Origin of the sequence: Lutimonas sp. (genome assembly GCF_051011215.1) — a bacterium.
Taxonomy (GTDB): domain Bacteria; phylum Bacteroidota; class Bacteroidia; order Flavobacteriales; family Flavobacteriaceae; genus Lutimonas.
Window position 1 is genome coordinate 1 of sequence record NZ_JBPCUJ010000097.1, and the last position, 2,965, is coordinate 2,965.

Genomic DNA, 2,965 nt, shown 5'->3' on the forward strand with positions numbered 1-2,965 from the left:
GTTTTTCCATACGTCTGCAATCGCGATACAAAGCAAACTCCTCAGCTATTTCTTCAATACGATAACCGCATACTACACCTTTAATCATGTGCGCATTTTGATGCACACTGGCACCCTCAAAAAAATCTCCAAAAGTTCCATTGCCGACAATAAAAGATTCTAATTTATTCTGTTCATAACCAGTTAACCACAAAATAACTCGATCAAGTTCTTCTTTGGTTCTACCGTGCTTTTCTATTCTATTCAGGTAATGCGGATAAATGGATCCAAAATTCATTTTGGCGATTTTCTCATTTTTTTCTGCTGTAACTTCTGGCATGATTTTTATTTTATTGGTACTAACGGTTTAGTATAAGAGCAGTTGTGGACTATGCGCACCAACTTTTCGGATAACAAGATACTTAATAAAACACAAAAAACGGTTTGAGTATGTACCCAAACCGCTATTGCTTTTATACATTGTTGTACACCGTTTAATGTCTAAAGTATAATTTTTACCTCTGGTTTTGACGTCACACCGGCTTTTCCCATTGCCGTCTTGAGATCTGGACTGGCCATGAATTTGTTAAAAGAATCGGCTGAGGTTGAAGAACCTAGAATTGTAATAACATTTTCATCAATAAGCGATTTAAGCACTACATGATCTATTATACCTTCCTGTTTTCTCATCTGCTCTGCAGACTCATACACATTTTTCCAAGTAGAGTAGTCTTTTACAGAATGAGTAATTGTTGTAATTAGGGACGACGTATTTATTAAGTCATATTCGTTTGCAGATTTATAAAAAACAATAATCGGGGGACTAGTTACCCCAGCATTTTTCATGGCTTCTTTTAATGTAGGGCTTGACATAAAAATTTGAGCTTTTTTCAAATCTGTTATTTTGGAAAAAACAGTAATGGAATTGGTGTTATTAATATTTTTTTTAACAAATAAATCAATAATTCCAGCTTCTTCCCTGTCAATGTTAAATTTGTCGAATACAACTTTCCAGCTATTGTAATCTGAAACTTCATGAGAGATGGAAAGATAATGCTTCGTACTAGGTTTCTGTGCATGAGTAGAGATGGTTAACATACTCATTACAATTAACAAGGTGAATTTAATGATGGTTTTCATAATATTATTTTTAGAGATTAACGATTTATTTTATGGCTATGATAGCGCTTGTTGGTCCTGTAAGGTGCATGATACTAATGTCTTTAAAACCGATTACACCTGCCAATACTTCAAAATCAGCTTTAGAGAAATCATATCCCTCACTGGTTTCGATCAACATGTTTAGTGACATCAAGAGTCCAAAGGCATTTTCACTCCTGTTGTCATCGATTATGTTTTCAATAACAATTAGTGCCCCATCATATGGTAGCGCATCATAGGCCTTTTGGATGAGCATTTTTTTATCTTCAGTTCCCCAATCGTGAAGAATGTTTCCCATAGTAATGACATCTGCATTTGGAAACTCTTCTTTGAAAAAATCCCCTGATTGGGTAGCTACTTTATCATTTAAACCCATACTTTCAATATTTTTAGTCGCTACAGGTGTGACTTGCGGTAAGTCAAAAGAAATACAATTCATGTGATTGTTGTTCATGACCACCTGTGCAGAAAGATAACCTCCTGCTCCTCCAATATCACAAAGGGTATTATGTTTGGAGAAATCGAATCTATTAGAAAGGGCAATAAAATTACCCATTTGCAACCCACCCATTGCCCTCAAGAATTCATTTAGTTTTTCCGAAGAAGAATATACATCTTCAAAAAGGGGTTTTGATTCCGGATTCAATTGATCGTACGATAAACCTGTCTTTAGCCCATCTTCGAGATAATTCCAGTTTGGATATAATCGATTATTGGCCAGTTCCAATATTCCTCCGCAATAACTAGGTTTTTCTTTATCAAGAAATATATTGGCCTCTTCGGAGTTGCTGTATATGGCAGTTTCCCTTAACCCACTTCGTTTCAAAAAACCGAGTGCTACCAATGCATCTAAAAAATCATATAAACTTCTCTTGTGTAGTTTCAGCTGTTTGCTTAAATCTCGTGCGGATAGTTTTTCTTTTGCCAATAGGGTAAACAACCCCATATTTACTCCTGTAATGAGTGTTTTTGATGCCCAGAAACCCATTCCAATTTGCATTATTTTTGAAGGATCTACTTGTTTTTCTACCATTGTTTCCATGATGATGTTTTTAGATTAGTTAATAATTTAACCAAAAGTAGATGGAGTTATGGACAAAAAAATTGATTTAGGATAAGTTCGTTTCTGAAAAAATTGACCTATGATAAGAAATGGATCAGGAGGATATTTTTTTTCTGAGCCTGCTTAGAGATTCTGGGGTTATACTCAAATAAGAGGCGATATGATATTGTGGGACTCGTTGAGCTATAAATGGGGTTTTTGACAAAAGGTTCGCATAGCGTGTTTCGGCACTTTCGTGAAATTCTATTGAGTGATCAATACGAGATTCATAAGCCCTGGCTCTAAGTCTTTGTTTAAATGTAGCAAATGAATGAGAGTTCTGGAGTAAATAATTATAGTCGTTGGCCGAAATAGCAATTAGGGTACTATCCTCTATTGCCTCGATGCTAATCTTTGAAGGGATATTATTTACGAGTCCTTGCATATCACCGATCCACCAATCTTCAAAAGAAAATTGGGTATTAAACTGAACTCCTTCTGAATTTGTAATAAAATACCTAAAGCACCCTTCAACTACATAATAACCATTTCGACAAATTTTCCCAGCTTCTAAAAGTATATCACCTTTTGATACTTTCTTAAATTCAAAATAACGCACTAAATTATTTAAATCCTCTTCGGGATATTCTGGAGATAATTTTTTAATATGATTAAATAACTGTTTGTACAAGTCAGATGTTTAATAGATTAAAGGTATTGAAATTTAAAATTCTTTGAAAGGGTTTCATCTAAAAACTGCATTTTGATCTATGGTGTACAACG

4 protein-coding genes are annotated in these 2,965 nt (G+C 34.6%); all 4 read right to left on the reverse strand.

Going from position 1 to position 2,965, the window contains the following annotated elements; all coding sequences use genetic code 11:
- The coding region (locus ACR2MV_RS08480; protein WP_434021477.1) for a DUF2200 family protein at positions 1-319 on the reverse strand (319 nt) is incomplete at its 3' end.
- Between the two features lie 161 nt (positions 320-480).
- Entirely contained in the window at positions 481-1,119 is a 639-nt protein-coding gene (locus ACR2MV_RS08485; RefSeq protein ID WP_434021478.1) for a hypothetical protein, read from the reverse strand.
- A gap of 25 nt (positions 1,120-1,144) precedes the next feature.
- Positions 1,145-2,182 (reverse strand): methyltransferase, encoded by a 1,038-nt coding sequence (locus ACR2MV_RS08490; protein ID WP_434021479.1) that lies wholly within the window; start codon positions 2,180-2,182, stop codon positions 1,145-1,147.
- 115 nt (positions 2,183-2,297) lie between these two features.
- The gene (locus ACR2MV_RS08495) at positions 2,298-2,873 is read right to left on the reverse strand and encodes a Crp/Fnr family transcriptional regulator (RefSeq protein WP_434021480.1); all 576 of its coding nucleotides are present in this window, start codon (positions 2,871-2,873) and stop codon (positions 2,298-2,300) included.
- Between the last annotated feature and the right edge of the window lie 92 nt (positions 2,874-2,965).